This is a genomic window from Bradyrhizobium sp. (assembly GCF_049798375.1).
Classification (GTDB): domain Bacteria; phylum Pseudomonadota; class Alphaproteobacteria; order Rhizobiales; family Xanthobacteraceae; genus Bradyrhizobium.
This window is the reverse complement of record NZ_JBARGP010000686.1, coordinates 17,670-43,335: the sequence shown is the minus strand read 5'-3', so window position 1 is coordinate 43,335 and position 25,666 is coordinate 17,670. Positions and strand designations below refer to the sequence as shown.

28 protein-coding genes are annotated in these 25,666 nt (G+C 63.4%); 9 read left to right on the top strand and 19 right to left on the bottom strand.

Annotation, left to right across the window (positions count from 1 at the left end):
- The 3 genes from WA702_RS26915 to WA702_RS26905 all read right to left on the bottom strand — a co-directional run.
- A partial coding sequence (locus WA702_RS26915) for a peptidogalycan biosysnthesis protein (RefSeq protein ID WP_425113581.1) occupies positions 1-701 on the bottom strand: 701 nt, incomplete at its 3' end.
- Between the two features lie 91 nt (positions 702-792).
- Entirely contained in the window at positions 793-1,545 is a 753-nt protein-coding gene (locus WA702_RS26910; RefSeq protein ID WP_425113580.1) for a glycerophosphodiester phosphodiesterase family protein, read from the bottom strand.
- A gap of 24 nt (positions 1,546-1,569) precedes the next feature.
- A complete protein-coding gene (locus WA702_RS26905; protein ID WP_425113579.1) occupies positions 1,570-2,037 on the bottom strand; it encodes a RidA family protein in 468 nt (155 codons plus the stop codon).
- 248 nt (positions 2,038-2,285) lie between these two features.
- Between WA702_RS26905 and WA702_RS26900 the strand changes: the two genes are divergently transcribed.
- Together WA702_RS26900 and WA702_RS26895 are read left to right on the top strand one after the other, a co-directional pair.
- A complete protein-coding gene (locus WA702_RS26900; RefSeq protein ID WP_425113578.1) occupies positions 2,286-3,143 on the top strand; it encodes a cell envelope integrity EipB family protein in 858 nt (285 codons plus the stop codon).
- 246 nt (positions 3,144-3,389) lie between these two features.
- Entirely contained in the window at positions 3,390-3,668 is a 279-nt protein-coding gene (locus tag WA702_RS26895; RefSeq protein ID WP_425113577.1) for a hypothetical protein, read from the top strand.
- 77 nt (positions 3,669-3,745) lie between these two features.
- Here WA702_RS26895 and WA702_RS26890 read toward each other — a convergent pair whose 3' ends face one another.
- Complete coding sequence (locus tag WA702_RS26890) at positions 3,746-5,059, bottom strand: DNA polymerase IV (protein ID WP_425113585.1); 1,314 nt, start codon at positions 5,057-5,059, stop codon at positions 3,746-3,748.
- Between the two features lie 26 nt (positions 5,060-5,085).
- The gene (locus WA702_RS26885) at positions 5,086-5,397 is read right to left on the bottom strand and encodes a DUF3572 domain-containing protein (protein WP_425113576.1); all 312 of its coding nucleotides are present in this window, start codon (positions 5,395-5,397) and stop codon (positions 5,086-5,088) included.
- Positions 5,398-5,612: 215 nt separating this feature from the next.
- Between WA702_RS26885 and WA702_RS26880 the strand changes: the two genes are divergently transcribed.
- A complete protein-coding gene (locus tag WA702_RS26880; RefSeq protein ID WP_425113575.1) occupies positions 5,613-5,978 on the top strand; it encodes a response regulator in 366 nt (121 codons plus the stop codon).
- 12 nt (positions 5,979-5,990) lie between these two features.
- Complete coding sequence (locus WA702_RS26875) at positions 5,991-7,409, top strand: PleD family two-component system response regulator (protein ID WP_425113574.1); 1,419 nt, start codon at positions 5,991-5,993, stop codon at positions 7,407-7,409.
- A gap of 917 nt (positions 7,410-8,326) precedes the next feature.
- Here the strand turns inward: WA702_RS26875 and WA702_RS26870 are convergent.
- Together WA702_RS26870 and WA702_RS26865 are read right to left on the bottom strand one after the other, a co-directional pair.
- Positions 8,327-8,638, bottom strand: a complete 312-nt coding sequence (locus WA702_RS26870; RefSeq protein WP_425113573.1) for a hypothetical protein — start codon at positions 8,636-8,638, stop codon at positions 8,327-8,329.
- Between the two features lie 24 nt (positions 8,639-8,662).
- A complete protein-coding gene (locus WA702_RS26865) occupies positions 8,663-9,721 on the bottom strand; it encodes a DUF1236 domain-containing protein (protein ID WP_425113584.1) in 1,059 nt (352 codons plus the stop codon).
- Between the two features lie 329 nt (positions 9,722-10,050).
- Between WA702_RS26865 and WA702_RS26860 the strand changes: the two genes are divergently transcribed.
- Positions 10,051-10,338, top strand: a complete 288-nt coding sequence (locus WA702_RS26860; protein ID WP_425113572.1) for a hypothetical protein — start codon at positions 10,051-10,053, stop codon at positions 10,336-10,338.
- Between the two features lie 124 nt (positions 10,339-10,462).
- Here WA702_RS26860 and WA702_RS26855 read toward each other — a convergent pair whose 3' ends face one another.
- Both WA702_RS26855 and WA702_RS26850 read right to left on the bottom strand, forming a co-directional pair.
- Positions 10,463-11,572 carry a metallophosphoesterase gene (locus WA702_RS26855; RefSeq protein ID WP_425113583.1) on the bottom strand — a complete coding sequence of 370 codons (1,110 nt, stop codon included), beginning with the start codon at positions 11,570-11,572 and terminating at the stop codon, positions 10,463-10,465.
- Positions 11,573-11,821: 249 nt separating this feature from the next.
- Positions 11,822-12,523 carry an alpha/beta fold hydrolase gene (locus WA702_RS26850; protein WP_425113571.1) on the bottom strand — a complete coding sequence of 234 codons (702 nt, stop codon included), beginning with the start codon at positions 12,521-12,523 and terminating at the stop codon, positions 11,822-11,824.
- A 441-nt stretch (positions 12,524-12,964) separates the two neighbouring features.
- Between WA702_RS26850 and WA702_RS26845 the strand changes: the two genes are divergently transcribed.
- From WA702_RS26845 to WA702_RS26835, 3 genes are all read left to right on the top strand, one after another.
- A complete protein-coding gene (locus WA702_RS26845) occupies positions 12,965-13,894 on the top strand; it encodes a Ku protein (protein WP_425113570.1) in 930 nt (309 codons plus the stop codon).
- Between the two features lie 117 nt (positions 13,895-14,011).
- Entirely contained in the window at positions 14,012-14,674 is a 663-nt protein-coding gene (locus WA702_RS26840) for an HAD family hydrolase (protein ID WP_425113569.1), read from the top strand.
- A 48-nt stretch (positions 14,675-14,722) separates the two neighbouring features.
- Positions 14,723-15,025, top strand: a complete 303-nt coding sequence (locus tag WA702_RS26835) for a hypothetical protein (protein WP_425113568.1) — start codon at positions 14,723-14,725, stop codon at positions 15,023-15,025.
- A 95-nt stretch (positions 15,026-15,120) separates the two neighbouring features.
- Here WA702_RS26835 and WA702_RS26830 read toward each other — a convergent pair whose 3' ends face one another.
- Positions 15,121-15,390, bottom strand: coding sequence for a hypothetical protein (locus WA702_RS26830; RefSeq protein WP_425113567.1), 270 nt, complete (start codon positions 15,388-15,390; stop codon positions 15,121-15,123).
- Between the two features lie 186 nt (positions 15,391-15,576).
- Positions 15,577-15,711, bottom strand: a complete 135-nt coding sequence (locus WA702_RS26825) for a hypothetical protein (protein ID WP_425113566.1) — start codon at positions 15,709-15,711, stop codon at positions 15,577-15,579.
- Positions 15,712-15,911: 200 nt separating this feature from the next.
- Between WA702_RS26825 and WA702_RS26820 the strand changes: the two genes are divergently transcribed.
- Positions 15,912-16,340 carry an RrF2 family transcriptional regulator gene (locus tag WA702_RS26820; RefSeq protein ID WP_425113565.1) on the top strand — a complete coding sequence of 143 codons (429 nt, stop codon included), beginning with the start codon at positions 15,912-15,914 and terminating at the stop codon, positions 16,338-16,340.
- A 79-nt stretch (positions 16,341-16,419) separates the two neighbouring features.
- Here WA702_RS26820 and WA702_RS26815 read toward each other — a convergent pair whose 3' ends face one another.
- The 8 genes from WA702_RS26815 to rnr all read right to left on the bottom strand — a co-directional run bounded on the left by WA702_RS26815 (position 16,420) and on the right by rnr (position 25,663).
- Positions 16,420-16,773, bottom strand: coding sequence for an HdeA/HdeB family chaperone (locus WA702_RS26815; protein WP_425113564.1), 354 nt, complete (start codon positions 16,771-16,773; stop codon positions 16,420-16,422).
- 364 nt (positions 16,774-17,137) lie between these two features.
- Positions 17,138-18,130 carry a hypothetical protein gene (locus WA702_RS26810; protein WP_425113563.1) on the bottom strand — a complete coding sequence of 331 codons (993 nt, stop codon included), beginning with the start codon at positions 18,128-18,130 and terminating at the stop codon, positions 17,138-17,140.
- 273 nt (positions 18,131-18,403) lie between these two features.
- On the bottom strand, positions 18,404-19,750 hold the full coding sequence (locus WA702_RS26805; protein WP_425113562.1) for a methyl-accepting chemotaxis protein: 1,347 nt from the start codon (positions 19,748-19,750) through the stop codon (positions 18,404-18,406).
- 197 nt (positions 19,751-19,947) lie between these two features.
- Positions 19,948-20,115 (bottom strand): 50S ribosomal protein L33, encoded by a 168-nt coding sequence (gene rpmG / locus WA702_RS26800; RefSeq protein WP_425113561.1) that lies wholly within the window; start codon positions 20,113-20,115, stop codon positions 19,948-19,950.
- 117 nt (positions 20,116-20,232) lie between these two features.
- The gene (locus WA702_RS26795; protein ID WP_425113560.1) at positions 20,233-21,573 is read right to left on the bottom strand and encodes an LLM class flavin-dependent oxidoreductase; all 1,341 of its coding nucleotides are present in this window, start codon (positions 21,571-21,573) and stop codon (positions 20,233-20,235) included.
- Between the two features lie 505 nt (positions 21,574-22,078).
- Complete coding sequence (locus WA702_RS26790; protein WP_425113559.1) at positions 22,079-22,831, bottom strand: NUDIX hydrolase; 753 nt, start codon at positions 22,829-22,831, stop codon at positions 22,079-22,081.
- 34 nt (positions 22,832-22,865) lie between these two features.
- Entirely contained in the window at positions 22,866-23,321 is a 456-nt protein-coding gene (locus WA702_RS26785; RefSeq protein WP_425113558.1) for a DUF983 domain-containing protein, read from the bottom strand.
- Positions 23,309-25,663, bottom strand: a complete 2,355-nt coding sequence (gene rnr, locus WA702_RS26780) for a ribonuclease R (RefSeq protein WP_425113557.1) — start codon at positions 25,661-25,663, stop codon at positions 23,309-23,311. The genes WA702_RS26785 and rnr overlap by 13 nt, the downstream gene beginning before the upstream one ends.
- Positions 25,664-25,666: the final 3 nt, after the last annotated feature.

Sequence of the window (25,666 nt, the reverse complement as noted above, 5' to 3'; positions counted from 1 at the left end):
CCGGTGAGCCAGTGGATGGTGATGCCGGCAGCGGCCAGCGCATCGCGGCGCTCGCGCTTGATCGCCTTGCGGTGGCGCGAATTCAACGTGGCCAGGAAATCGTCGAAGCCGGAGAAGCCCTGATTGTGCCAGTGGAACTGCTGGTCGGTCCGCTGCAGGAAGCCGTGCTCTGCGAGCAGCTCCCATTCTTGCTCCTGCGCAAAAGTGACGTGAACCGAGGAGGCCTTGCTGACCCCGCACAGCGCGACCAGTCCCTGCGCCAGGGCAGAGCCGATCTGCGCGCGGTCCACGCCGTCGCGGATCAGGAGCCGCGGCCCGGTCGCCGGCGTGAACGGAACCGAGGCCTGCAGCTTCGGATAATAGCGGCCGCCGGCGCGCTCATAGGCATCGGCCCAGCCGCGATCGAAGACATATTCCCCTTGTGAATGCGATTTCAGATAGCAGGGCACGATACCGACGACGCGCTCGTCGACCTTCGCCACCAGATGTCGCGGCCCCCAGCCGGTCCGGACCGCGGCTGCGCCGGAAGCTTCCGCAGCCGAGAAAAACGCGTGGGATACGAAGGGGTTGTAAGACTGTCCGACGTCATCGCACGAGCTGGCGAGGACGGAGGCCAACGGATTGGCGCAGGCGTCCCAATCGGCGGCAGAAATGTCGCTGACCGAGGGCAGCGCTTCGAGCGTGATCTCAGATGATGCCATCGAACCCCAAGAAAGAGCAGAGAAGCACGCAAGGTCGCTTCGTGAGCCCCTGCAAAGATTGTGCATGACAGCAGCGACTTCAAGTCCGCTGTCAGCTTCCCGGGGTGAAGCCCTCGAAGATCATCTGATCCGCGTAGCGCGCCGCCGCGGCGCGTTGTTCCGGCGTCCGGACGGTCCAGGCGAGCAACGGGCAGCCGAACAGGTTCCGGGCGATCCAGGGCGCCGGCGCCGGCAGTTGCTGCACCCAATAGGCGACGAAATGCGGCTGTGTCTGCAAGCCGTGCTTCAGATGCAGCATCGAGTCACGCTGCGCCTGCGTCAGCCCCTCCCAATAGCCGTCGGTGTAAGTGCGCTGGGCCACGATGCCGCGGGTCAGCTTCGGCATGGTCTCGCGCAGTGCGACCACCTGATCGGGGTCGAAGGACATGCCGACCACCGGACCCTCGTAGGAGGCGAGCACCTCGGCCATCCGCTTCACCAGCCGCCGGTCGCCCTCGAAACGGCTCTTCACCTCGACCACCAACGGCACCTTGCCGGCGACCAGCGCACAGAGATCACTGAGCGTCATCATCCGCTCGCCGGTTTCTTTGAACTTGATGGCCTTCAGTTCGGCCGTCGTCTTCTCGACCAGGGGGCCGGAGCCCTCGGTGAGGCGGCCGAGCTCATGGTCGTGATGCACCATGGCCTCGCCGTCGGCGGAGAGCTGGATATCGCATTCGATCGCGAAATGACCCGCCACCGCGGCGCGTGCCGCCGCCGGCGTGTTCTCGATCACGCCGCGTGCGGAGTCGTGCAGGCCTCGGTGGGCGACGGGGCGGGCCGTCAGCCAGTCAGGTGCGCGCATCTCGCCCCGTCCTTCCGGTTGCTATCAAGCGACTTCGAACACGCCTTCGACTTCGACGGCGGCGTCCGACGGCAGCGCCGCGACGCCGACCGTGGTGCGGGAGTGCCGGCCCTTGTCGCCGAACACCGCGACCATCAGGTCGGAGGCGCCGTTGAGGACCTTCGGTCCGTCGAGGAAATCAGGCGCCGAATTGACGAAACCGCCGAGCCGCACCACCCGCACGACCTTGTCGAGATCGCCGACCGCGGCCTTCACCTGCGCGAGCAGGTTGATGCCGCAACCACGCGCGGCTGCCGCGCCTTGCTCGATCGAAACGCCGGCGCCGAGCTTGCCCTTGGCGATCAGCTTGCCGTCGGCGTCGTAGCAGACCTGCCCGGAGACGAACAAAAGATTGCCGCTGCGCACGAAGGGGACGTAATTCGCGACCGGGGCTTTCGGCGTCGGCAAGACGATGCCCTGTGCTGCCAGATTCTGCTCGACCGTACCCGCCATGGTAATTCCTGCCTGATCATGAAGCGGCCCGCCCTCGGGCCACTGGTTGTCTTTGGCGCATCGGACAGTCACATGCAAGCCGCCCCAGTGCAGGGCCGATGCCTCGCGCGCGACGCAAATCGCGCACGGCCAGCACGGCTCAACCGATGACATCTGCACTTATACGTGAGCCGGCCCCAGTTGCGACGCAATGCAGCGGTCACTAATGTGACAGTTGTTGCGGTACTCCGGCGCTCACAGGGAAAATCATGGCGTATTCGTTTCGATTGTCGATGGGGGCGCTGGCCGTCGCTGCAATCGCGTTGGGACCTGTGAAGGCCGCCGCGACCGTGCCGTTCCTGCCGCACGAGGCGCTCTATGAGCTCAGCCTGCTCAAGACCCGGGGTTCGAGCCCGATCAACAGTGCCCGCGGTCGCATGGTGTACCAGTTCTCCGGTAACCCTTGCGAGGGCTATACCTCGGAATCCCGCCAGGTCTCCGAACTCGAGGTCGGCGAGGGCAAGGTCACGCTGAGCGACCTGCGCATGACCGCCTGGGAGGACGCAACCGGCAAGAGCTATCGCTTCAAGAGCGATTCCCGGATGAACGAGACCGAGTCCAGTCCGACCGACGGCGTCGCCGAGCGGAACGGCGACCACATCACGGTCAAACTGAAGCAGCCCGTGGTCAAGACCTTCACGCTCGACGGTACGACCGTGTTTCCGAACCAGCAGGTCCAGCGCATCGTCGAAGCTGCGCGCGAGGGCAAGACGCTGCTCGAGCTGACCTTTTACGACGGGTCCGACGATGGTGAGAAGGTCTACAACACGCTCACCGTCATCGGTCAGCCGATCCCACCCGACAAGCCGATTGCGTCGCCCGATCCTGCGACCGAAAGCGAGCAGATGAAGGGACTGACCCGCTGGCCGGTGACGGTCAGCTATTACGATCACGACGCCAAGAAGACCGAAGGCGCGCAGACGCCGGTCTATACGATGTCGTTCGAATTGTACGAGAACGGCGTGTCGCGGTCGCTGGTGCTGGACTACAATGATTTCGTCATTGCCGGCGCGCTCAGCAAGCTCGAGATCAAGGACAGCAAGGTTACCAAATCCTGCACCCATTGATTGCAGGATGTCAGATGGCAGGATGTCATCGTTGCTGTGACATCCGTCATCGAACGGGTCGCGTTCTGATACGGATGTAACCACCTCACGCCATTCTCGCTCGGCAGTGTTTGTCATCTGCGCAAAGCTCCGCGCACGTTGAAATGATGTGACGCACCGTTGGCTTTCGAAGCGAACCGCCGCCGCTCATCTCCATGAGGCGAGCCGATCTTTGGGTCGGCCATCACCAAGCAATGGAGAACTCAAATGGCCAAGTTGAAGCTTCTGGTTGCAGCTTTGTGTGCGACGCTCGTGATCAGCGCACCGGCGATGGCGCGTGACTATCATGGGCGGCATCGCGTCGTCGTCTCCGGGTCGGCGGCGCCAGGTCCGATCTATCTCGATGGTCGCTCGTGCGTCCCGGCGCCGCGCATCGGCGCATTTGCAACCGCACCCTGGGGCAATGGCAACATTCCATGCGAGCCGTATGGCTACGGCTCCTACGGGTATGGCGGCGGGTACGGTGGATACGGCTGGGACTACTGATTGAACGCCCCTGAGGGCGATGCGCGCCGAAGCGGTCGATGGCGACGGTCGTTGGGTTGCTTCGGCGCAACGCATGTTCAGCTGGCTTTCTCCGGGCCGTCATAAGCGATGCCGCGAATGACGGCCGCCTGGCCGAATTTCTTGCGCAGGGAATCGATCGCGCGCTCGGCGGAGGCCGAGCGGCGGTCGAGCATGTCGGTATCACTACCGTCTGAACCCGGCCGCAGCGCGCTGACGCCGGCGCCCAGCAGGCGGAACGCGGTGCCGTCGGTCTCGCGCGCCAACATGTCGCGACAAACGGCGAAGATCTTGCCGGCAAGTTGAGTCGGCGCGGCGATCGATTGCGAGCGGGTGCGCTGGCGGAAATCCGCCGTCTTCAGTTTCAGCGTGATGGTGGAGCCCGACAGTTCGCTCGCCTTCAGGCGCGAGGACGTCTTCTCGCAGAGGCCCCAGAGTAGCTTCTCTAGGCTGGCGTAGTCGCGGATGTCGGTCTCGAACGTGGTCTCGCTGGAGATGGTTTTGGCGCCGCGGTCGGCCACCACCTTGCGGTCGTCGATGCCGCGCGCGAGCCGCCACAGCCGCCTTCCGTCGGAGGGAAACTGCTTCATCAGCTCGATCTCGTCGGCGCGCTGCAGGTCGGCAATGGTGCGGAAGCCGCGTTGCGCGAGCCGTTCCTGCGTGGCGGGACCGACCCCGAAGATGAAGCCGACCGGTTTGTCGGCGAGCATCACGCGTGCGTCGTCCTGGTCGAGCGTGGCAAAGCCGCGCGGCTTGTCGAGATCGGAGGCGATCTTGGCCAGGAACTTGTTGCAGGACAGCCCGACCGAGACCGAGATGCCGACATCACGCTCGATCTCGCGGGCAAAGCGCGCCAGCGCCTTGGCTGCGATCATGCCGTGCACGCGCTCGGTGCCTGAGAGATCGAGAAAGGCTTCGTCGATCGACAGCGGCTCGACCAGCGGCGTCAGCGCCTGCATGGCGTGGCGCACTTCGCGACCGACCCGGACATATTTCGCCATGTCGGGTGGGATCACGATCGCGGACGGACAGAGCTCAAGGGCCTTGAACATCGGCATCGCCGAGCGCACGCCGTAGGTACGGGCGATGTAGCAGGCGGCCGAGACCACGCCGCGCTTGCCGCCGCCGATGATCACAGGCTGGTCTGCGATAGCAGGATTGTCGCGCTTCTCGACGGTGGCATAGAACGCGTCGCAATCGATATGCGCCAGCGTGAGCGCCGCCAACGAGCGGTGGCGGACGAGTCGGGGAGAGCCGCAGGCGCCGCAGCGGCTGACTTTGGCATCGAGGTCGACGAGGCAATCGCGGCAGAAGCAGGCTGGCGCCGTCGCGGCGCCGGGCGTCGCAACAACAGACGGCGTCGCGGCAGCCAGTGATCCTGCATCCGGCGCGGATAGGCTCACGGCACGTCACGTTCCCATTTTCGGTTGCCAGTTACCTCTCCAAGAACGTCCCGTGCTGCCATGACATTGGTGGGGTCGAGCTGCGAGGACTTGGCGAACGCCTTCACGGTCTCGTCATCGCGCAGGATGAAATCGAGCACATGGATCAGGAAATTGGGGTCCGACGCTGACGTGCGCAGGGTTTCCGGCCCGATCCCGGTTTCGGCCAGGAATTTACCGAGCCGCTCCGGCTCCCCGGCGAGGAAAGAAAGCGCCTGAATCGCAACGATTTCAGCGACTTCTCGAACTTTTTGAGCAGGCTTTTTCAAACGTGGGTTTGCCTTTCCATTAACTTATGGGTTCTAATTTAAAAGCATCATGCCCGAGTCCCGGGGATTGGTTCAAGCAATCGGAAACCATCTCGTCGAAGATGGAATGCGGACTTAACGGCTTTAAGCGAATCTGGGTCTAGTTTGAGTAGATAGCGGCGGGCACAGGCCTGCCGGAGAGGCAGTACACCGGTGTCAGGGATTGGGAGGGACGGATGGGAAAGACCGTCCTGATCGTGGAGGACAACGAGCTCAATATGAAGCTCTTTCGCGATCTGCTGGAAGCACATGGCTATGAGACCTCCGGCACCAGTTCAGGTGTCGAGGCGCTCGACATCGTGCGCAAGACGCGGCCCGATCTGATCCTGATGGATATCCAGCTTCCGCAGGTGTCCGGCCTCGAGGTGACGCGCTGGATCAAGGACGATCCGGAGTTGCGCGCAATCCCGGTGGTCGCAGTCACGGCTTTCGCGATGAAGGGCGACGAGGAACGTATTCGCGAGGGCGGCTGCGAAGCATATCTGTCCAAACCGATTTCAGTTAGCAAATTCATTGAAACAGTGCGTCGTTTTATAGGCTGAGTGGAGTTTTCGATGTCCGCGCGTATCCTGGTGGTCGATGACGTCCCGGCCAACGTCAAGCTGTTGGAAGCGCGGTTGTCCGCCGAATATTTCGACGTCCTGACGGCGGCAAGCGGTACGGAGGCGCTGCAGGTCTGCCAGCGTGCCGAGTGCGACATCATCCTGCTCGACGTGATGATGCCGGACATGGACGGTTTCGAGGTCTGCCGGCGGCTGAAATCCAATCCGGCAACGCATTTCATTCCGGTGGTCATGGTCACGGCGCTCGACAGCCCGTCCGATCGCGTGCGCGGGCTGGAGGCCGGCGCCGACGATTTCCTGACCAAGCCGGTCTCCGACGTCGTGCTGATCGCGCGCGTCCGTTCGCTGACGCGGCTGAAGATGATGGCCGACGAGCTGCGCATGCGCGCGCTGACCTCGCTCGAGATCGGCGTGCAAGCGCCGGAGCGCAGTGCCATCGCCGATGCGGGGAAGGGCGGCCGCGTTTTGCTGGTCGACGACCGGCCGTCCTCCTATGAGCGCTTGGCACCGATGCTTGCCATCGAGCACAGTGTCGACGTCGAAAACAATCCGGCGGAGGCGTTGTTCAACGCAGCCGAAGGCAGCTACGATTTGGTGATCGTCTCGCTCGACCTCGACAATTTCGATGGGCTCAGACTGTGCAGCCAGATCCGCTCGCTGGAGCGGACACGCCACGTGCCGATCCTGGCCATTGCCGATGCCGACAGCAATGCGCGCCTGCTGCGCGGGCTCGAGATCGGTGTCAACGACTATCTGCTGCGGCCGATCGACAGGAACGAGCTGTTGGCGCGTGCACGCACCCAGATCCGCAGGCGTCGTTACACCGACCATCTGCGCGACAACGTCCAGAACTCGATCGAGATGGCGATCACGGACGGGCTCACCGGACTGCACAATCGCCGCTACATGGAGACGCATCTGCAGACGCTGGCCGATCAGGCGGCGGGCCGCGGCAAGTCGCTGGCGCTGATGGTGCTCGACATCGACTTCTTCAAGGCGATCAATGACGGCTATGGCCATGACGCCGGCGACGATGTGTTGCGCGAATTCGCGATGCGCATGCGGAAGTCGATCCGCGGCATCGATCTCGCTTGCCGCTACGGCGGCGAGGAATTCGTCATCGTGATGCCGGAGACCGATTTGCATGTCGCCGGTATGGTGGCCGAGCGGCTGCGGCGCTCTATCGCCAACGAGCCGTTCTCGGTGCATAAGGGCGAGAAGCGCCTCGACGTCACGGTGTCGATCGGCCTGTCGACGCTCGAGCACAAGGGCGAGCCGCTGAGCGACGTGATCAAGCGCGCCGACACCGCGCTCTATCGCGCCAAGAACGACGGGCGCAACCGCGTCGTCGCGCTGTCGCCGCCGAACGAGCCGGGCTATCTGCCGCAGGCGGCGGGCAGCGGGCGCTGAGGGCAGGGGAGGCCGTTGCTTCATGGCCACGCTCCGTGCGCGATGCGGATTTGAGTTTCCGCTGTCATCACCCCGCGAATGCGGGTGATCCGGTATTCAGAGACATTCGTGATTCACCGAGGCGCCGCGGCGTACTGGATCGTCCGCCTGCGCGGACGACGACAGTTGTGGGTAATGGACGTACCTCCCACATCTCATACAGACCTCAATGCGTATCATTGAGTCACACAACGCCGCGATCTCGCGGCGCGCCGCGCCCGAGCTTTGCTGCAATCTCACCCTCCTGAAATACAGAGGGCGCAGGGAAGGCCGGGTGCCAGCCGCACCCATGGCCCGCGTGCGGAAAAAAAGCACGCGGCAGAACCACAGGTACGCCGGACATCCGGCCTTTCCCTGCGCAATGGCTTTACGGCTTACTCCGCGCTCTCTCCGGGGACCGGCGTTCTTGCCCCCGTTTTCCGCGACAACGCGAATGCATTGCGCGGGGCATCAGCACCGGGATGCCAGGACCACACGGCTTGACCGTGCGCATCGTGTTGTTCGTCCGCATGATCAGATCACGCTGCAACCCGACGCGCCCACCGCATCCCACCTCCACGTCCGTGACGATCGCGAAACGCCCCTCAGGTGAGGCGGGACAGCAGGTAGGAAATCACATTTTTCCGAAAAACGAAAGTAGATTTTTTTCGCAACACGGATCTCGCTGGCGAACCGCTTGAGCCGGTTCATGAAATGGATCTTTTGGCGCGGCTGCATTCCGGCATTCGAACACGCAATTTGCGCGGCAGGCTCGGGAATGATCCATAACCGATTTGCCCGACGGCTCGCGGCTTCGGCATCCAGGAAACGAAGGCCCCGCCGAAGCTGGCGGGGCCGTGATCTCATGTCGTCGTGAGCGATCGAGCAAGCGTCCGCGCTTACCAGCTCCGGCTGCCGAAGCTGAAGCTGACGCTCGGGCCGCCATCGTAGTATCCGTACCCGCGGTGATAGTAGCCCGGACCACCGTAATAGCCGTAGCTCCGGCGCACCACATAGCCGTCATCGCCGTAATAGCGGTGAATGTAGCGCGGGCCGGTCCGGAAGCACCGGCCATACTCGTTGCAGACCAGCCTGACCTGCTCGAGCCCGGCGACCTCGGTCGAAGCTACGGGGGCTGGCGTGAGTGGGGCGGCAGTCGCCGCTGACGCCATTGCGGTGGCGGCAAGTGCTCCCAGTGCGATCATCTTCATAGTCGTTCTCCTTCTTTGCCTTGATCAATCGATCTCTTCGATGACGCGACGCTCATGGGGTTCGACGATGTAGGTCCGGCTGTCGCGATTGATGTAGCGGTATTCGCGCAGGTCCGGAGCATCGCGATAGACGTCCTCGGGGAACGCCTCGATCTCCACGCCTTCCGGCACGATCTCGCCAGTGCGGATTTCCGTGCGCACGGTGCTGCCCGTCGTGACCCGCTCGGCAGGGCGTGCCCTGGCATGCTTGCGGATCACGTCGCGGTCGCGCTCGCTGAATTTCGCCGTTCGCTGCTCCGTGCGTGCGGGAGCGGCCGCGGTCGATCGGCCCGAATAGGGCAGAACCGCCACGATCTTGTAGCTCGAAGGCTCGACGATCACGATCTCGTCCTTGACCAGCACGAAGTCGTAGCCGCGATATTGCGGCACGATCTCGACAACCTCGCTCGGCAGCGGCTGCAGACGGACGTCGTGCGGCACCGCGGTGCCGACCGAAAGCGAGAAGTTCACATGGCTGAGCGGCTGCACGTTCAGATGCGAGACCGACTGGCTGATGCGGGTTCGCTGCTGATCGTTGATGTTGACCGACGCATTCACATTGGTCGATGACGAGCGCTCGGCGCTCCGATCGTGGCTCGGCTGCTCCGCTGTGTTGGTTGAGCTTGCGCCCGACCGCGATTGCTGCGCCTGGTTGTTGTTGGTCGAAGAGGGGTTCGCGGTCTGCGCCCGCGAATTCGAGGACGGAGTGGTCTGAGCCTGGTTCGAGGGCGAACTGGTCTGGCTCGATTGCGTGTTGGTCCTGGTCTGGTTCGATGGCGAATTCGTCTGCGCCTGATTCGAACTGCTTGGCGCCGTGTTATGGGAAGCGCTGGTGCCGGTGGAGCTCGACTGCCCGGCAGCGTTCTGGCTGCTCGGAGCCTGCTGAGTTTGCGCCGAGGTGCTCGAGCTCGGCGTTGTGCTTGAGCTGGGCTGCTGCTGCGATGCAGACGGCGTCGATGTCGAACTGTTCGAACCGGATTGCGCGTAGGCCGACGTCGCGATCACGACGGCAGCGCTGGTGGCCAACAATAAACGCTTTTTCATTTGAAGTTCTCCCGAAATGCTATCGCCGACTAACACTGAACGAGCGTCTCGGTTCCAGATCGGGAAAAAGTGGTAATTCAGTCTTTCTGCTATTCGGGCCGCGGGCGGGCAACGGCCATTTGAGAGCCGCAAGTCGGATTCGCTCCGAAGCTTGCCTTGTCTGACGCCAATAGACGTACACTCAAGGAGGGACCTGCGAGACCGTCGGCAATCCGGCCTCATGAATGTCGGATGAATAGCGAGCAGCCAGGCCGGGAAAGATAGGAAAAGCTGGGAACGTGTGAGCTGAAATGTCGTTGCCGGCTTGGGGCTTATCAATGGAAGGATGGATGATGAAAATCCGCACGATTCTGTTTTCTGGAGCGCTTGCGATGGCCTTCGCCAGCGCGGCGTCCGCACAGTCCGCGAACGGCACTGCCAATGCGAATATCGGCTCGAAGGGCGCGGCAACGGGGACGAACGGCAGTCTGCATTCCTCAGCCAATTCGTCGCTCAACGGCGGCCATAAGAGCCTGAATGGCACCGCCAACTCGACGATCGGTTCGGCCGGCGCGCATTCCGGAGTGAACGGCACCCTGCATTCGACGACGAACAGGCGTCTAAATTCTGCCAAATAACCTCGAAGCATGAATCAGTCAGTCGGAGGGCAGATCAGCGAAGCGTGATCCGCCCTCCTTTTTATTCGTCGCGAAATGGCGGATGACGCTGCGCTTATCCGCTCTGCCAGATCACGGGCTTTGGTCACGCGACCCGTAGCGTGATCCGCGTCAGCTCCGACGGGCGGCCGAGCCGCAGCGCAAAGCCGGGCCAGAGCGCGGTGCCGTTGTTGACGTAGAGCGTCATTCCGTCGAGCTCGTAGCGACCGGAGACCAAACCGGCATTGGCGCGGGCGGCGAGCCTGTCGAGGCCGACAATCATGCCGCCATGCGTGTGTCCGGAGAGTTGCAGCCCCACGCCGAGCGCGGCAGCGCGTCGGGCCTCGCCGGGCTGATGGTCGAGCAGGATGACGGGCACGCCGGGAGGCGCGCCTTCGAGGGCTGCGGCGAGGTCGGGGGCGGCATGCCCTGATCGCGCCGACCGATCGGTCACGCCGGCCAGGACAAGCTTGCCTTCGTCGCGATCGAGAACGACGTGCCTGTTCTCGAGCACGTGCATTCCCAGTGCCGCATAGTGCTCCATCCAGGCGCGGTAGCCGAAGTAATATTCGTGGTTGCCGGGGATGACATAGACGCCGTCGGGCGCGCGCAGGTGCCGGAGCGGCTCGACATCCGACCGCCTGAGGGCGAGAGGGCCGTCGATCAGATCCCCGGTCACGACGATCAGGTCGATACCGAGACTCGCCGATCGCTTGACGACGGCGTGCGTCCACGCCACAGGGAAAAGCCGGCTGATATGGAGATCGGTCAGTTGCAGGATGGTGTAGCCGTCGAATTGCCGCGGCAGTCCGCGAATGCCGATCTCGACGTCTTTCAACGGCGGTACACGTATGGCCTGATTGACGGCGATCGCAGCCAGAATGCTGGCCACTGCGGCCATCGCGTAGCGAATGCCGTCGGGCACAGTCACGCCTCCACCGACCAGCATCCGAAGCAACGTGGCGCCATCAAGCAGCAATTGCAGCAGCGCGAGGAAGACGATCGCGCCAAACAGCCAGTTGAAGAGGATGACCAGCGGGCGTGGAAATTCGGGGTCAAGCACCGAGCCCGAAGATAGCTTGCTCCAGAAATGGTACTGCGACCCAATGAGCAGGAGCACGGCAACCGCGGCCTTTGCCATCAAAGGCAAGTCGAGCGGCCAGACGAAGCGGGTAATGACCAGCAGCGCGGGCAGGCCGAATATCAGATGGAAAATAGGCTCTCTCCGCAATGGCCATGCACGATGCCGAGAGCTATGCAGTCCTGCACGTCACCGCAATCCGTCATCGCCGGATTTGTCGGACGGCGGCCGGAGAGTTGCGATGGTGCCGGAGCGAGCATCGCCCGCATGAGTGCCCTTGCCCGCCGAAGCCCAACGGGTGGAGGCGGAGACGACATGCGGGTCAAACCCCGGATACCGCCCCGCTCATCCGCACGCCACATGGTTTCGCAATGTGTCGCGCGTTCACCTTTGTTGGACGGCGGCAGCGGCCTTGCGGATCACCTCGATCACGATGTCCGGCTGAGAGAGCATCGGCACGTGACTGCTCGCCACCTCGGTAACGGTCGCTCCCATGCGCTTGGAGACCCAGCGCTGCAGGTCGGGATGCACCGTACGGTCTTGCGTGGCCAGAACGTACCAACTTGGCTTCGTCCTCCATGCAACATTGCCGGCGCTGAGCTTCTGCTGCTGGAACAGGTCGTAGACGGGCGCATAATGGGTCGCCCACACGAGTTTCTGATCTGCTTCGGACAGGTCGCCTGCGAAAAACTCGGTGCCGTTCGGAAGCATCCAGGCGCGCCCATCCGCGACCTCGACGCGAGAGAAAATATCCGACGGATATTTGTCGAGTTGGTCCTGTACGGTTTCGCCGGCGTCCGGGGCTACGGCTGCAATGTAGACCAGGCCGACCACGCGCTCGTCGACGCCTGAGGCCGTTATGGTCGCGCCGCCGTATGAATGTCCCACCAGAAGGGCCGGACTGCCGACCCGGCCGAGCGTGCGCTTGACCGTCGCAACGTCTTCGTCGAACGAGTCCAGGCCGTATTGGACGGCAATCACCTCATGGCCATCGGCCTGCAGTGCTGGAATGATCTTGCTGAAGCATGAGCCGTCGGCCCAAATGCCGTGACAAAATACGATGGCTGGTTTGGCTTTCGTAGACATTCACCCTCCTGGTCGCGATTACAGTGTGCAGGATAGGCGAAGAGGACAGGATTTCTTTCGTGATCGCACGCTAGGGCGGCATGGGACCGAGGTCGCCTCATGTGCGATGGCGTCGAGTGATCGCAACCTCGATCCATCACCCTGCGATTCAAGGATTGCGGATGATTGTCCTCAGAGCACGGTGTTGTCGCGCTCGCGCTCGCGCTGGTCGCTCGGACGAGGCCGCCCCGTGCATGGGGAGCAAGCACAGGGCGCAGTCCAGATATCGCGGACTAGGTCATTCCACGCCGTTGCGGTGACATCGATCATCTTTCCGGTGACGGCCTGTTTCACCTGATCGAAGCGGACCTTAAATGTTCGCAACGTTGGCGGGCTCCGTGTCGGAACCAGAAGGGGTCGATCGTCTTGAATCCGCAAGTCCCATTTCGGAGTAACGCGTTCATGGCTCCCCGCGCCAATTGGAAGGGTTTTCTGCGGCTTTCGCTCGTGACCTGTCCAGTCGCTCTGTATCCTGCTACCTCGGAAGGCGAGAAAATTTCCTTCAACCAGCTCAACCGCAAGACCGGTCACCGCATCAAATATTTGAAGGTCGATGCCGACAGCGGCGAGGAAGTCGCGAGCCAAGACATCGTCAAAGGCTATGCGCTGGACAAGGACACCTTCATCGAGGTCACCAAGGAAGAGCTCGAAGAGGTCGCGCTGGAATCGACGCGCACGATCGAGATCGACGAGTTTGTCGACAAGTCGGAGATCGACCCACGCTATCTGATCCGGCCTTACTACCTGCGTCCGGACGGCAAGGTGGGGCACGACGCCTTTGCGGTGATCCGCGAAACCATTCGCGACATGAACAAGGTTGCGATCGGCCGCATCGTTCTGACCAGCCGTGAGCACATCATCGCGCTGGAGCCCATGGACAAGGGGCTTGTCGGTACCTTGCTGCGCTATCCCTATGAGGTGCGCGCTGCCGACGAGTACTTCGATGAGATCCAGGATGTCAAAATCACCAAGGACATGCTCGATCTCGCCAAGCATATCGTGAACCAGAAATCCGGCCGGTTCGAACCGGAGAAATTTGAAGACCAGTATGAGGCGGCCCTCGTCGAGCTGATCAACGAGAAGCGCGCGGGGCGGCCGATTAGGCCCAAGGAGCGGCCGCGCGGCGCGAACGTCGTCGATCTGATGGAGGCGCTGCGTCGCAGCGTGGGCGGCGGAGCGGCGGCTGGGGCCGAGGAGCCGAAGAAGACGCCCAAGAGGCCGAAAAAGGCGGCGGCTGGTCAGAAGGAAATGCTGATGCCGATCGCCGGCAAGAAGCCGGCCAGGGAAACGGCGAAGAAGTCCACGGCAAGGTCGCAGCGGAAATCGGCGTAGCGCATCATGAAGCACCCGGTGACATCAGACAGTCGCGCCTTCGCAATTCGCGGCAGGTCGTGGGCGAAAGACACGCGCTATGCGGGCCGCGCTCGCGACGAGTTTGGAGGACTTTGAATGCCGAAGGCCGCTATCTTCGATCTGGACGGGACGTTGCTGGACTCGGTGGACCTTCACGCACTTGCCTGGCACGACGCGATGGTCCGGTTCGGACATGATGTGAGCTTCGAGCAGGCGAGAGGCCAGATCGGAAAAGGCGGAGACAAGCTCATCCCCGTCTTCCTTTCCGCCGAGCAACAACAGGACCACGGCAAAGAGCTTGAAGAATGGCGCGGCAAGCGCTTCAAGGCCGAGTACCTCCCGCTCGTGCGTCCGTTCTCGGCGGTCCCCGATCTGCTGCGGCGGGTGCGCGATGCAGGTGTTCGGATCGCCATCGCATCCTCGGCCAAGCAGGATGAATTGGACAAGTACCTCGAGATTGCGTGCATCACCGACCTGGTGGACGTGACGACCTGTTCCGACGATGTCGAACAATCCAAACCGGCACCGGACATCTTCGAGGTCGTGCTCGAGAAGCTTAAGATCGATGGCGGTGACGCCGTGGCGATCGGCGATACGCCCTATGATGCTGCAGCGGCCGGCAAAGCCAAGGTCGCGACCATCGGCGTGCTGTGCGGCGGGTTTACGGAGGGCGCGTTGCGCCAGGCCGGCTGCGCCGAGATCTATCCAGGGCCAGCTACCATGTTCGCGCGCTTTCAAAACTCTTTGCTCGCGCGGTAGACGCGTCCCTGGAGGCATCGGCAATGGGCCTACGCCCGGAACGTACGGTTGGGAACCAAGGGCGCGGCCAGCGGTTGCCACCGTGGCATTCCGCCGCGAGGTCAGCACGTGATTGTTTTTTCCTTCATGACGCTTTTGGCGGAAGCATCTCGTGTCATCGACCTTCGCTTGCGACTGTTGTCCGAGGGGCAGGCATCGCCCGATGAAATGCTTCTGATGGTCACTGAAAAGATCGAGGCGATGCAGCACGCAGGCTGGATTCTGCTGCGAGGCGGCGACGCCGGGCTGGTGATTGACAACTATCGCCGGATCGTTGCTGCGAACGTCAAGCGCCTGTCGATAGATCATTGAGGCTGCCGGCCAACGGTCCAAAATTCCATCGCGTGTTGCCGCGCTTTAACGAGCGGGCGAAGGTCTGGCGCGTTTCCAATGCGAGCCGATACGCTCTAGACCGGACCATCCGGGCACTCGGGGCAGGTGTCGCCGATGGAGCCGAGCACATCCTGGACAGCCGCGACGGCCTCGTCCGCGGAAACGTGAGGGGGCGGGGCTTGCCGAGCGATTGCCATGGCGTGCTCCCGTGCGTGTGGATCGGCGCGATCCTGCATCCAGCCATGCTCCTCGCACTCGCGAATCGCTCCGGCATCCTGCAGCACCGAGATTGCCCATCCGCGCAATGTCCGCACCTGGGGCTGTCGTTCAAACGTCGTCAGCATGGCGTTGCTCCTGCCAAGACGAATCCATCTGACCGTCCTCGGTTCCCGCTGCTGGCACAGGGCAGGGATTCCGGATTGCATCGCAAATCGGAACTGCAAAACCCGATCCCTGGCGGATCGGACTTGCGCTGCATCACTCATGAGATTGGCGCCGATATCGTCACGGTCGCCAGTTTCGCGTGCGCCTTACGTTAAAAGCACTGCGGCAACCATACCAATGAGCGTCAAGACCAGACCAACCACCAGCATCGGCACCAGGCTGCTGCCGGAATAGGGATCGGTAGCGACCTTTTGGGTCGCGAGATGCGCGTGATGTTTCATGGCATGATCCTTCCTGCTGACGATTTAACGTTTCACGGAAAGTGAGGTCCAACAGGTGCCGAGGCTCGCATTCAACGTATAAACATGTATTGTGGATACATCTATCGTGCTGAAGCCGGTTTGTAAAGCTGATCTCTGTCGCCGGGGCTCACAGGGCCGCGACCGTTTGCGGTCCTCGATCGGCAGCGAAGGAACGATCCATGAGGCTGACGAACTTTACCGACTTTGCGGTGCGGCTGCTGATGTATGCGGCGGCTCACGATGACAGGCTGATCACCATCGAGGAGACATCCGAGGTCTATGGCATCTCGCGCGCGCACCTGATGAAGATCACGAACACCCTCACCAAGGCCGGATTTCTGAAAGCGGTGCGCGGCCGCTCCGGCGGCCTGATGCTGGCGAAGCCGCCCCGCAAGATCCGGCTCGGCGACGTGGTTCGCGCCACGGAACCCGACTTCGCGCTGGTCGAATGCTTCAGCACGGGCAATCAATGCATCATCACGCGGAGCTGCCGGTTGCGTGGCATCCTCTCCGAGGGGCTTAGCGCCTTCAACACCGTCCTCGACAAATACACGCTTGCCGACCTGATGCTGACGCCAGAGGTTTTTGGCGTGCGGCCGGCGGCGTGACAGGCGCCTCACCCCCGGGGCGAACGGCGCGGCGCCGTTGCTGCGTTGAAGGTCGGGTGAGGGCGCCCGTTCGCTGCGATCACTTGTCCATCTTGATGCCGTTTTCAGCCCGGTACTGCGTGAAGACGGCGTCGATCGCCTGGATCACCTTCTTGCTCTGGTTCGCCTTGCAATAGACAATGATGTTGTGCTGCAGCTCCTTGATGCGATTGACCTGCAGCAGGTGTTTCTTGGCGAGCCCGTTGTACCAGCCGCTGTACCAGGCCGCGAGATAATCGGCATCCTCCTGATAGGTGTTGGCAAGCTGGGCGCAGGTGAGAGCCTGGACGTCGACGTAGCCGTCGCCGTTGGCATAGGTCTTCAGCTCGACCTGGGCGAGGGCTGGCGCCGCCGCTGCGATCAAGAGGGCGACGGAAGCGAAAAGTCGTTTCATCGGCATGCTCCTTGGACGCGCCCAAGCTGGAGGCCACGCGCGATCGCTGCTTGATCTAGATCAAGGTTACGATCCCAAGGTCATCAGCGAAATCCGGATGCGCGTGATCACCGCGACATTGATCAGGTGCTATGCCGGTCCGGCGCTCAACGCGCCCGACGCAGCCTCGTCTGCATCGCCCGAAGTCGATGCCCGGTTTTGATTGCCGGGTACGGGCGGCTCTTCACGTGATCGATGAAGTCACGCAGCCAGTGTGACGAGCAGCGTGCTGATCCACGCGAAAGTCCCCGTGCTGGTGTGTCGGCGGAGATGCGGACGGCGCGGGGAATCAAACCGGCTCGCATGTGTCTGCCGCGTTGGCGCGCTATTTGTTCAGGAACACGACCTGACCGCGCCTGGCTCGCAATGGCAGGGCCGGGCGCTGCCCTGGCTCGGAGCCTTGCTCCGCGATCGGACGCCGATAGGTGTCGACGCGACGCTGCCAGCCGACCTCCCAGATGCGACTGGGGGGTTGATTGCGAACCCGATCGTGCAGCACCTGCCGCGCCGCCTCGGCAAATTCCGCGAGCACGGCTTTCGGCTCGCTCGTGTTGCCGTTCATGGCGAGCAGCACCTGCTTGAGGCCCCAGCCTCGCCGTTGTCCCGTCTGCTGGTCCAGGCTGGTCTCGGCGGGGTTGGTGCCTTCGCCCTTGAAGTTGATGTAGTCGATCAGCGGATAGAGATCCTTGGACGCATGCGTCACGCGCGAGAATTGCGCGATGATGTGGTCGCGCTCCGCGCCGTCCGACGTGTTCGCCAGGATCTTGTCCATCGCGCCTTGCGCACGCAGCACCAAGAACTGGGTTTGCGCGGTCATCGTCTCGAGCAGAAACTGGCGCAGCTGTTTCATCTCAGGCGAGTTGAAGTTCTTCTTGAAATCGGCCCGGCTGGTCCACGGACAAGGCGGCGTCGGCGTCTTGTCGAGCCAGGCCGGCAGATGCGCCTGCTCCTGGCGGAGAAACGTCACCAAATACGGAAAGCTCTCCTCGAACGGCGGCGTTTGGCCTTTCGCAAACCAGATGAAATGGCCGACGCCGAGTGATGCGAAATCCTCGCCCGGATTCCACGACGTGATCGCGTTGCGATTGCCGCCGGTCTCGTTGAGCCAGATCTTGCGGCCAACTTTTTTGGCCTCTTCAGGACTGAGGACCAGTTGCGGAACGGCTGGCGCCGTCGGCTTGCTGCTCGGTGTCTGCTGCAGCCGCAAGGTCGGATTGCGATCGTCCTGTTCTTTGGCGTCGTCCGCGGGACGCGCCTGCTCCGCGCCTTCTGCTCGCAGGGCGCCGGAGGGGCACAGCGAGAGGCAGGAGAGCAGCAATGCGCCGCAGGTAAGTTGCCTCCAATTGGCCTGTTGACGCTTCGCCCGTCGGGCGAATTGAGCACGCATTGTTCCCCGACCGTGGTGACTCGCTGATATCGCGCCGGACATATTCTGCACGAAACGTGTTTTTCCATGGCAAAGGTCGGGCATGTTGGCGCACGCGACTGTTCTATCGACGTGCTGGCGCGTCAGACACAGGCCTGCGTAACGAAAAAGGCCGGCAGAGATGAACTCTGCCGGCCGATTTATCGTGATGTGTGTCTTCGTTGCTTACGCGGCGCGGACGTTCTTGAGGAACTTTTCCAGCTCCTGCTTGAGCTGGCCGCTCTGCTGCGACAGCGCGTGGGCGGAGGAGAGCACCTGCGCCGAGGCCGCACCGGTCGCGTTGGCGCCCTGGCTGACATCGCCGATATTGCCGGCGACGCGCGCGGTGCCGCCCGCGACCTCCTGGACGTTGCGCGAGATCAGGCCGGTGGCCGTGCCTTGCTCCTCGACGGCGGCGGCGATGCCGGAGGCAATCTCCGAGATCTGCTTGATGGTGCCGCCGATCCGCTTGATCGAGGCGACCGAGGATTGCGTCGCGGACTGGATGCCTTCGATCTGCTGGCTGATGTCCTCAGTCGCCTTGGCGGTCTGCGACGCCAGCGCCTTGACCTCGGAGGCGACCACCGCGAAGCCGCGGCCGGCGTCGCCGGCGCGTGCCGCCTCGATGGTGGCGTTGAGCGCCAAGAGATTGGTCTGGGCGGCGATCGAGGTGATCAGCTTCAGCACGTCGCCGATCCGCTCGGCGGTGCGAGACAGCTCGCTGATGCCGATGTCGGTCTGCTCGATCTGGCGCACCGCTTCCTCGGCGATGCCGGTCGAGGCCGTCACCTGGCGTCCGATCTCATGGACGGAGGAGGTCATTTCCTCGCTCGCGGACGCCACCGACTGCACATTGGCCGAGACCTGGGTCGAAGCCTGGGCCGCGCTGTTGGAAAGCTGCTGGGTCTTTTCCGCTGTTTTGGTCAGTGTGCCCGCCGCAGCCTCGAGCTCGTGCGACGCGGTGGACACGTTGTTGATGATGCGGCCGACGGTTGATTCGAAATCGTCCGCCATCTTGCGCATGGCGATGGTCTGGTCGTGCTTGGCAGCATCGAGGTAGACCGCGATCGCGAGATCCATGTCGAGCATGGCGGCGCGGGTGATCGCCGCCTGCATCAGCGCCTTTTTGTCGCGCGCCGTGGCGCTGCCGAACCAGCCATTTGCCGACTCAGACTCGATGGCCTTGGTGAGGCCGGTGACGACGAGGGAATAGCCCGCGATGGTCCAGCGCGGCTCGAGGCCGAGCTTGGCGTTGCTCTGGCCGATCCGCGCCACCGACGCCGCGTAGGCGTCGTCGAATTTGGCGTTGGCGATCACGTTCCAATGGTCGATCTGCGCCTGCTTGGCCTGGCGGATCGCGGCCTGGTCGGCGGCCTGCCGCGCAGCGTGCTTGCCAAGCTGCGCGTAAAACTTGTCGAACAGGCCGGGCAGAGTCTTGGCGATCAGCGGGCGCAGGTCGCGCAACGCGTCCCTGGTGGCGCGATCGATGCCGATGAATTCGAGGCGGGTCTGGAGGCTCTGAGCGTCGGTCATCGGTGATCCGGATTTAAAGGGGCAGGGAGGCGCGTTGGTCTCTAAGTACCTCGCCAATTGCAAATGTTTGGTTTCCGGTTTGTTACCGGACACGGAAAATTCGCAAGCCCACGCCCGGCCGATGGCACTGACGGTATCGCCCAAAATAAAAACGGGGCCCAAAAGGGCCCCGTTAGAAGTCGGCAGATGTCCGCGTCTTACTTGATCTTGGATTCGCGGAATTCGACGTGCTTGCGCGCCACCGGGTCGTACTTCTTCTTGACCATCTTCTCGGTCATGGTGCGCGAGTTCTTCTTGGCGACGTAGTAGAAGCCGGTGTCGGCGGAGGACACGAGCTTGACCTTGATGGTGACCGCCTTGGCCATGTCTTGAAACCTTCAGATCGATAGGGATTGGGGCGCCAACCAAGGAGGGGCGCAGATGGCGGGCAACCTAGCCAGCCAGCGCCCAAAGTCAAGGTTTCGGAGCCAGATTCGAGCGCTTTAAGCTTCGAAAAACCGGTTTTTCGGTCGCGGCAGGCCGAGATTCTCGCGCAAGGTCCGGCCCTCATACTCCTTGCGGAAGATCCCGCGCCGCTGCAGCTCCGGAACCACCCGGTCGACGAAATCGGTGAGGCCCTGCGGCAGATAGGGGAACATGATGTTGAATCCGTCCGAGCCGCGGCTGGTCAGCCATTCCTCCATCTGGTCGGCGATCGTCTGCGGCGTGCCGACGAAGGACAGCCCGCCATAGCCGCCGACCCGCTGCGCCAATTGCCGCACCGTGAGCTTGTCGCGTGCGGCGAGATCGACCACGCGCTGCCGGCCGGTCTTGGAGGCGTTGGTTTCGGGGATCGGCGGCAGCGGCCCGTCCGGATCGAAGCCGGACGCGTCGGTGCCGAGCATGACCGAGAGCGAGGCGATGGCGCTCTCGTAGTGCACCTTGCTGTCGAGCAATGCGCGCTTCTCCTTGGCTTCCTCGACGCTGTCGCCGACCACCACGAAGGCGCCGGGAAGTATTTTCAGATGCTCGGGATCACGGCCGATCTTGTCCATCCGGCCCTTGATATCGGCATAGAGCTTCTGCGCGTCGGCGAGAATGCCGCCGCCGGTGAACACCGCTTCGGCGGTCTCGGCCGCGAGCTGCTTGCCGTCCTCGGAGGCGCCGGCCTGCACGATCACAGGCCAGCCCTGCACCGGGCGGGCGATATTCAGCGGCCCGCGCACTTTGAGATATTTGCCCTTGTGGTCGAGCACATGCATCTTGTCGGGATCGAAAAATAGCCCGCTCTCGACGTCGCGCACGAAGGCGTCGTCGGCAAAGGAATCCCAGAGCCCGGTGACGACGTCATAGAATTCGCGGGCGCGCTTGTAGCGCTCGGCATGCTCCATGTGGTCGTCGAGCCCGAAATTCAGCGCCGCATCCGGATTCGACGTGGTGACGATATTCCAGCCCGCCCGGCCGCCGGAGATATGGTCGAGCGAGGCGAAGCGGCGCGCCACGTGATAGGGCGCATCGAAGGTGGTCGAGCCGGTCGCGATCAGGCCGATGTTCTCGGTGACGGCCGCAAGCGCGGACAACAATGTGAATGGCTCGAACGAGGTCACGGTATGGCTGCGCTTGAGCGCATTGACCGGCATGTTCAGCACCGCGAGGTGGTCGGCCATGAAGAAGGCATCGAACTTGCCGGCCTCGAGCTTGCGGATCAAGTCCTTGAGGTGCTGGAAATTGAAATTGGCGTCCGGCCAAGCCCCGGGATAGCGCCACGCGCCGGTATGGATGCTGACAGGGCGCATGAAGGCGCCGAGCTTGAGTTGACGTTGGGCCGGTCGATTGGGGGCCATGACTTCCGTCCACAAGGGTTGTTGTCGCAAATAGATGGGAACTGCGCGGGCGTCAGCCAATCGCCGAGCCGGATAAGAATTTCGCGAATTTGCGTGCCCGGGAAGAAGATTTCCGTCATTGCGAGCGAAGCGACGTGTCCGCCATAGCCCGAAGGGCGACGGCGGAAGCAATCCAGTTCATCCAAGATCACGGACTGGATTGCTTCCTCGCCTTCGGCTCCTCGCAATGACGGCGGAGGTGTTATTTGCCCCGCGCGTGCTCATCGAAGGCGGAGAGCACGGCGAGCGTCATCGCGGTGGCGCCGGTCCCGATGGTCGGCTTCGGCACCGGGCGAACAGCGGCGAATGATTTGACGGCAGCAGCACGTCCTTCTCCATTTGCCGGGACGCAGCTCGGCCCTGGCGATGCGAAGAAGTAGGATGGGTGGAGCGAAGCGATACCGCCGATGTTTCGCGCAGGCCGGTCGAAATGATGGGTATCGCTTCGCTCAACCCATCTGCGACATCACGCGCCCAGCACGTCCTTCTGCATCTTGCCGTCATAGAAGTGGAAGAACGGCACCGGCGCGTCGTGGCGCAGCGGCCCGGTCGCCAGCCGCTTCTCCAGCTCGCCGAGCACGTTCTTGGTCATCGCGTGCAGGTCGGCGAGCGGCTTGGAGCCAAGCTCGACCCAGACCAGCTCGACCAGTTCGGCATCCGGATGAATCACGCCGTCGACGCGGTGGGCGATTGCGGAGGCATCGGCGGTGAAGAAACGGGTGTCGAAGCGCTTGATGCGGCCGGGCGGGGTGATGGCGCGCGCGATCAGGAACAGGCCGGAGGGATCGGGCAGCAGGCCGGCTTCGGTGAACGGCGCCCACGGACCGTCGAGCTTGGGCGCCCTGCCGTCGACCTTGCGACCGAGGCACAGCCCGGTCTCCTCGCAGGCTTCGCGGATCGCCGCGATCGCCAGCGACTTGGCGCGCGAGGCCGAGGTCTTCGGGCTGCCCTTGAATAAATTGGCTTCGAGCTCTCCCGGCATCGGCGCCGCTACGGGCACGCGGTGGTCCGCCTTGTCGACGCGGCCGCCCGGAAACACGAACTTGCCGGGCATGAACACCACCTTGTCGTGGCGCTTGCCGACCAGCACTTTCGGCACCTCGCCGCTGCGGTCGATCAGGATCAGGGTCGCCGCATCCCGGGGCTTGGTATAGGGATGATGGTCGGCTTCCTTGTCTTGCCGTGCTGGTGCAGCGGCTCCCTGTGCGACGTCGGTCATATCCATCCCTGAATTTTGTTGTTGTCGTTCGGGCTTACACCGGCGGAACGCTTGGCTCCGGCGTCTCGTCGAAACCGTGCATACGGAAGGCCCATTGCAGGGCGACCACACCGCCCTTGACCGGCTGCAGCAATGCCAGTGACGCGACAGCGACCAGCGGCAAATAGATCGCGAGCTGCAGGCCGACCGGTGGTGAGTAGTTGGTTTCGATGTAAAGCGCGATCGGCACCACGATGTGGCCGACGATGACGATCACGAGGTAGGCTGGCAGGTCGTCGGCGCGGTGCGCGGAGAAATCCTGCCCGCACTTGTCGCACTTGTCCGCAACCTTCAGGAAGGCACGGAACAGCTTGCCTTCGCCGCAACGCGGGCAGCGGCCGCGGAAGCCACGCTTCATCGCGGTCCAGACGTCGCGCTTTTCCACGGCGCCGGCGTCGCGGGTCCAGGTGGTCGGGGCCAACGCGGTCGGCGTCGTGCTCATGGCGTCCATGACTTGCCTTTCTTCGATTTGCCGGACTTGGCTTTGCTCTTCGGCTTGCCGCCCCTATCACGGCGGGCCTTCCCGGCTTCCTTCTTCGCACGTTTCGGCGCGTTCGGTTTTGCTCTGCCGGCCGGGCTTTCGCGCCGCCTTTGGCGCGAGACCGCCTTGTGGCCGTCGGACAGCAATTCGAAGCGCAGCGCTCCGGCCACGGGTGCCGCTTCTACCAGACGGACGTCGACCACGTCACCCAATCGGTGCATGGCACCGCTGCGCTGGCCGATCAGCGCATGCCGCGCCTCGTCGTAGGTGAAGTACTCGGTGCCGAGCGTGCGGATCGGGATCAGCCCGTCGGCGCCGGTATCATTCAGCTTCACGAACAGGCCCGCGCGGGTGACACCGGAGACGCGGCCCTGGAAGGTGGCGCCGACCCGGTCGGCAAGGTGATGCGCGATCAGCCGGTCGACGGTCTCGCGCTCGGCCTTCATGGCGCGCCGTTCGGTGACCGAGATCTGTGCTGCGACCTCGCTTAAATGATCCGCCGTCTCGCCCTCGGGCAGGGCGCCATCGCCGAGATTCAGCGCGCGCAGCAGGCCACGATGCACGACAAGGTCGGCATACCTGCGGATCGGCGAGGTGAAATGCGCGTAGCGCCGCAGGTTGAGGCCGAAATGCCCGTAATTCTCCGAGGAGTACTCGGCCTGCGCCTGCGAGCGCAGCACGACTTCATTGACCATGTGCTCGTAGTCCTGGCCTGCCACCACCGTCAGCACGCGGTTGAACAGCGACGGGCGCAGCGCGCCCTGTTTGGCGAAGGGGACATCGAGCGTCTTCAGGAACTCCTGCAGCGCATGGACCTTCTCCACGGTCGGCTCGTCATGCACCCGGTAGATCAGCGGCAGCGCCTTCTTCTCCAGCGCCTCGGCGGCTGCGACGTTGGCGAGGATCATGAACTCCTCGATCAGCCGGTGCGCATCGAGTCGCTCGGGCACCACGACACGATCGACGGTACCGTCGGGCTTCAAGAGGATCTTGCGCTCGGGAAGATCGAGCTCGAGCGGATCGCGCGCTTCGCGGCCGCGCTTGGCAACGTCGTAGGCCGCATACAGCGGCTTGAGGATGGGATCGAGCAACGGGCCGGTGGTGTCGTCCGGCTTGCCGTCGATTGCCGCCTGCGCCTGCGCGTAGGAGAGCTTGGCAGCCGACCGCATCAGGATGCGGTGGAACGAGTGCGAGCGCTTGCGGCCATCGGGCGCGAGCACGATGCGCACCGCGAGCGCGCCGCGCGGCTCGCCCGGCACCAGCGAACAGAGATTGTTGGAAATGCGTTCGGGCAGCATGGGCACGACGCGGTCGGGGAAGTAGACCGAGTTGCCGCGCTGGAGCGCGTCGCGATCGAGCGCCGAGCCGGGGCGGACGTAATAGGCGACGTCGGCAATCGCGACGTGAACGATGAAGCCGCCCTTGTTGTCCGGGTCGGGATCGGGTTCCGCATGAACCGCGTCGTCATGATCCTTGGCGTCGGGCGGATCGATGGTGATGAGCGGCAGCTCGCGCCAATCCTCGCGGCCTTTCAGGACGGCCGGCTCGGCTGCTTCTGCCTCGTCGACGGCGGCCTTGGAGAAATCGAGCGGGATCTCGTGTGCATGGATTGCGATCAGGCTGATCGCCTTCTCGGTCGCGACCGAGCCGTAGCGTTCCTTGACGCGGGCGGACGGCAGGCCGAAGCCGCGGCCGCGCAGCAGCTCGACGCTGACGAGGTCGCCATCTCTGGCCTCGCGGCTGTCGCTGGCTGCGATCGCGAGCTCACGCCCAGCCTGCTTCTTTTCGACTGGGATCAATCGTCCGCCGCCGCCGCCCGGCAGCGCGCGGAAGATGCCGAGCACGCGATTGCGTGCCTTGTCGAGCACCTTGATAACGCGGCCGCGATAGGCCACCCCATCGCCGTCACCGACGCGGTCGATCCTCAGCAGCGCGCGGTCGCCGACGCCGGCAGTGGTACCGGGGCGGGCGTGGCGCGGGGTATGGATGCGGATGCGTGGCGGCTCGGACTGCTCGGCCTCGTCCCATTCGGCAGGCTTGGCAATCAGTTCGCCGTCGCTGTCGCGTCCGGTGATGTCGGCAATCAAGGTGGCCGGGAGGCCGTCGGTCTCGGTGATCGTCTTGCGGCCGCTCTTCTTGATGGCGCCGCCATCGACGAGCTCGCGCAGGAGTCGCTTCAGCTCGACGCGGTCGGCATTCTTCAGGCCGAACTCGCGCGCGATTTCCTTGGTGCCAATCTTGCCCGGATTGGCGCGAATGAAGGCGACGATGGCCTCCCGCGACGGGAAGCCCTGGTCGCGCTTTTTGCTCATTTT